The sequence below is a fragment of the Desulforhabdus sp. TSK genome, from assembly GCF_022836495.1.
Taxonomy (GTDB): Bacteria; Desulfobacterota; Syntrophobacteria; order Syntrophobacterales; family Syntrophobacteraceae; genus Desulforhabdus.
In genome coordinates this window covers 1-3,561 of sequence record NZ_BQXM01000071.1, presented here as the reverse complement: position 1 = coordinate 3,561, position 3,561 = coordinate 1, and the positions used below count along the sequence as shown (strand labels likewise).

The window sequence follows — 3,561 nt, the reverse complement described above, 5'->3', positions numbered from 1 at the left end:
AAGCCACCGCCCCCAAAGCCTCCCCCTCCAGAGAAGCTGCGCCCTGAAAACCCGCCGCCACCTCGGGCTTGCGCCTGTGACACCGCAAACAACATCAGCAGCAGGGTGCTACCAACCATCCAACGAATCCATTTTTTCGCCTTCATAGCTATTTCCCTTCTTTTATGCCGGTTCCCCCAGGCTGCAGCGTCTGGCGTGGAGAAAACGCAATTTTCACCGCACCGGCAGGAGGAGTAAAAGCGAACAGCGAATCGCGGACTTTCGGATTCAGGTTCCACTCATTGAATTGAGCCCAAAACTGTGGCCGTCCATCGAGTCGAGTATAGGTAATGACAATCCGCTGCGGCAGCGGTCGATCGCCCTGAGCCACCCACAACTGCAGATCGGCTTTGTCTCCCCGTAAGGCCACGTGATCACAGGGAACACCGCCAATGGACGATCTTTCCACGTAGGCAGCCTCACGAATTCCTTCTGAGAGCGCTGCGGCCAGCTTGCTGGAGAGCAATTCAGCCAGGGGCAAACGCATGTCGAGATCGTTGGTATAATACGCAATGGCGTCGTCCACATTACCAGGCCTGGCCGTCGTCGCATAAACGTTTTCCTTGACGTGAAAGACGGTGAGGTTCCTGCCATCGAAGACCAATCCGCTCTTTGCCCCATTGCGCTTCGTCTCATCGATGCGGAGATGATCCGGCCGGCGGAGTACGATTTTCCTGCTTTCACCGTATTCGATCTTTTGTCCGGACTGCTGCACGGCGTCAAACCCAATTTCCGCAGTCACACTGAAGGATTGTGACTGAGAGAGGAAATTGCCCATTCGTCTCACCACGGCCATTGCCTGCTCCTCGCTTTGCTTCGAGTCCGCCGGGGTGATTTGTTGAGCGATGACAAGCGAGCCCGTCAGCAGTTGAGCGAGGGCGCAGGCACATGCAATGGCCAACCTTAGGTGTCTCATGGTGAAATCCTTTCTCCATCCATAATTTGTGGGTTTCAGAAGCAAACCGACAATCGGAAGCAAAAAGGCCGCTCCCATTGCCATGCTCATGCCACCAGGGGGGAAACGCGGTGCCTCCCCCTCGTCTTGACATGGGTTAGCGCTTTGGAGACGTTGCAGAGATTTCCTGGAGAAGCACTTGAGCGTCACGAAAGTCGGGATGCATTTCTCCTATAGTGTTCAGCACTTTAACGGCTTCAGCCGTCTCGCCGCTCTGATGCAGGTAAAAAGCCAGAGTGTAGGCATACCTGGGATCGTCGGGGCGCAACGCGGTTGCCTCCCTGCAGAACTGTACGGCCTCTTGCACCCGATTCCTGGAGAGGAGGATGCAGAGATTATAGGCTGCCTGGTCCATCTTTGGATCGTATTTCAATGCAGCCTTGAGATGCTCCTCCGCCTTGTGAGGGTCGTTCCGTTCCGCCATGAGCAGTCCCATGTTGAAATGCGCGGCAGCGTTCTCCGGCGAGAACCCGAGGACCTCCTGGAGTGACTTCTCTGCTTTGACGAATTCCCCCATCCGTGCCTGCGCGATGGATGCATTCACCAGGACCCTGTCCGCGCGGGGCTCGATGCGGGTAGCCCGTTCATAGCAGGCGACGGCTTCTTTCAGCTCTCCACGGTCAAGATGGTAATTGCCCAGGTTGAAGTGGGAAGACCACTGGTCCGGCCACACCCTCAAAGAGGCCAGGTACTCCTCTTTGGCTTTTTCGACTTTCTCGGCGTCTTTCGCCTCAACCTTCAACTCGGGATACGCAAATGGTCAAAGAACCTGTCTCCGGGGGTATAGTTTGAGATGAGTGGCGCCGTAGCCTTGGCATGGCACGAGGCGCAGAGGTCGTTTCGCTGGTCCCGGGTCATGGTCTTGGTGCTGATGATTTTCAGGTCGGGCAGCGGTTGCCCTTTGGGCGTAACTCTTGCGATGGCATTGTGCGCGGCCGACGGACCATGGCAGGTCTCGCAGTTGATGCCGGGCTCCGCCCAGGTGGTGTGATAGGTGTCCGTTTGAGGGTCGTAATTGGAGGAAAGCTGGCTCACATGGCAGCCATAACATGCGGTGTTAAACGTATAGGGCCATTCCTTCCAGTTGAAGGGCTCCTCGGGGCGCCGCTCCCCAGGGAAGTGTCGAATCCCGCTCGCTGCCATGTTCAGCCATTCCCCCTTCTTCACATCATAGGCGACGGGAAGCGTCTGGAGTCTCCCCTTCTCCAATGGAGTGAGAAAGTAGAAAACGTTTTTTCCGCCGAGTGCGTGCGCAATGGGAAACTTCTTCGTCCCCTCGGGCCCTGTCTCCAGGACCCATCCCTGGCCTTCGCCGACTTCCGCACGGTAGCGGATGCCGTCAATGACCAGGTCTTCCTTCTGGGGGGCAAGCTTCTCCTTCGCCAAGGCGTCACTGTAAGGCTGCATGGCCAATCCATGGAATGACGTGGACCAGAGTTGGTAAAATCGCTCGTGGCATTCTCGGCAGCTTTGGGAGCCGGCAAAGGACTGGGCGTCCGCGCTCATATTCGTTTCCGCTCCTGAGAGACGGGGCACGGCCGAAATGGAAAAGCATGAAAGGCCGGCTGCCAGGACCAGCGAAGCTGCCAGGCGATTTGTTGTTTTATGCTGGATCATTTCCGCTGCCTTCCACATCGCCGTCGGCGGGACTGGTCACTTTCGGCGCCAAGGCCGCCTTGCCGCTCAGAGGCTGTCTAAAAAATGAGTCAATCACTCTGAACATGCAGCTTGTTGCGTCATTCCGGCGGTCTTTAAGCTGGAATCCAGGTTTTTCGCTGGGGTGGATTCCGGCTTAAAGACCGCCGGAATGACGAGAAAACGAATTTTTAGACAGCCTCTCAGAACGAAGCAATCCCCTTCGTTTGTCTTCAGCACAGACCTCAGCTCTGCTGAGCCAGGGCGTCAGGAATATCCACATCTGCGGAGCTCATCCGAGAGTGCTGCGCTGAAAGCATTAAAAAGCTACTCCATCTTGATAAGGATTCCGTCCGCACCGGCAGTCAAACCAAGCCCCTCCTGGCTGGTCTTCAAGCTCAGCACCACCCCATTGTTGTTTTGGAGCCAGAGGTGCCCTTTTCCTTTGTCAGTGACTGAAATGCCCATGCTCCCTTGAACATATGCCCCTGGAAACTGGCTCAGATCAGTCAGATTATAAACTTCCCCCGTGGCTGTGATGTGAGAGGCTCCTATCCCTCCAATGCCGACACCCCCGATCTTGAAATCGTAAACGTTTCCCTGGAAATACAGTTTCCCGCCTCCCACGTTGCCGTTGAAGATGTAGGCCAGCTGGTATTCATCGATGATCACCGTTCCCGAAGGTTCCTGGGCGAAGGCCGACGACAAGCTGAACACTGCCAGGGCCGCTGCCATGAGAGTGAGCACTGCCATTTTTCTGTGGAGTGTTGAAGTTCGCCGCATGATGATTCTCCTTTCTTGTAAAACCTAAATTGAGCGATTTTGGGATTTAAAGAATCTACCCTTTGGAGTATGTTGTTGAATCGACAAAGACTTTGCCGAGAATTTGTTCGGATTCAACTCAACCCAAAGGGTAGGAGGTCATTATGACC

At 55.4% G+C, this 3,561-nt stretch carries 4 protein-coding genes; all 4 read right to left on the bottom strand.

The annotated features are described in order from the left end of the window. Positions 1 to 148: 148 nt before the first annotated feature. Positions 149 to 955, bottom strand: a complete 807-nt coding sequence (locus tag MWC30_RS21375) for a DUF2092 domain-containing protein (protein WP_244086228.1) — start codon at positions 953 to 955, stop codon at positions 149 to 151. A gap of 136 nt (positions 956 to 1,091) precedes the next feature. Then, a complete protein-coding gene (locus MWC30_RS21370; RefSeq protein ID WP_256461290.1) occupies positions 1,092 to 1,736 on the bottom strand; it encodes a lipopolysaccharide assembly protein LapB in 645 nt (214 codons plus the stop codon). After that, positions 1,733 to 2,611: a multiheme c-type cytochrome gene (locus MWC30_RS21365; protein ID WP_244086227.1), complete on the bottom strand. Its 879-nt coding sequence runs from the start codon at positions 2,609 to 2,611 to the stop codon at positions 1,733 to 1,735. The genes MWC30_RS21370 and MWC30_RS21365 overlap by 4 nt, the downstream gene beginning before the upstream one ends. Before the next feature lie 345 nt (positions 2,612 to 2,956). Next, positions 2,957 to 3,412 (bottom strand): hypothetical protein, encoded by a 456-nt coding sequence (locus MWC30_RS21360; protein WP_244086226.1) that lies wholly within the window; start codon positions 3,410 to 3,412, stop codon positions 2,957 to 2,959. Positions 3,413 to 3,561 lie beyond the last annotated feature (149 nt).

Coding starts and splice junctions, on each gene's coding strand:
- MWC30_RS21375 (WP_244086228.1), bottom strand. CDS start 955: ATGAGACACCTAAGGTTGGCCATTGCATGTGCCTGCGCCCTCGCTCAA.
- MWC30_RS21365 (WP_244086227.1), bottom strand. CDS start 2,611: ATGATCCAGCATAAAACAACAAATCGCCTGGCAGCTTCGCTGGTCCTG.
- MWC30_RS21360 (WP_244086226.1), bottom strand. CDS start 3,412: ATGCGGCGAACTTCAACACTCCACAGAAAAATGGCAGTGCTCACTCTC.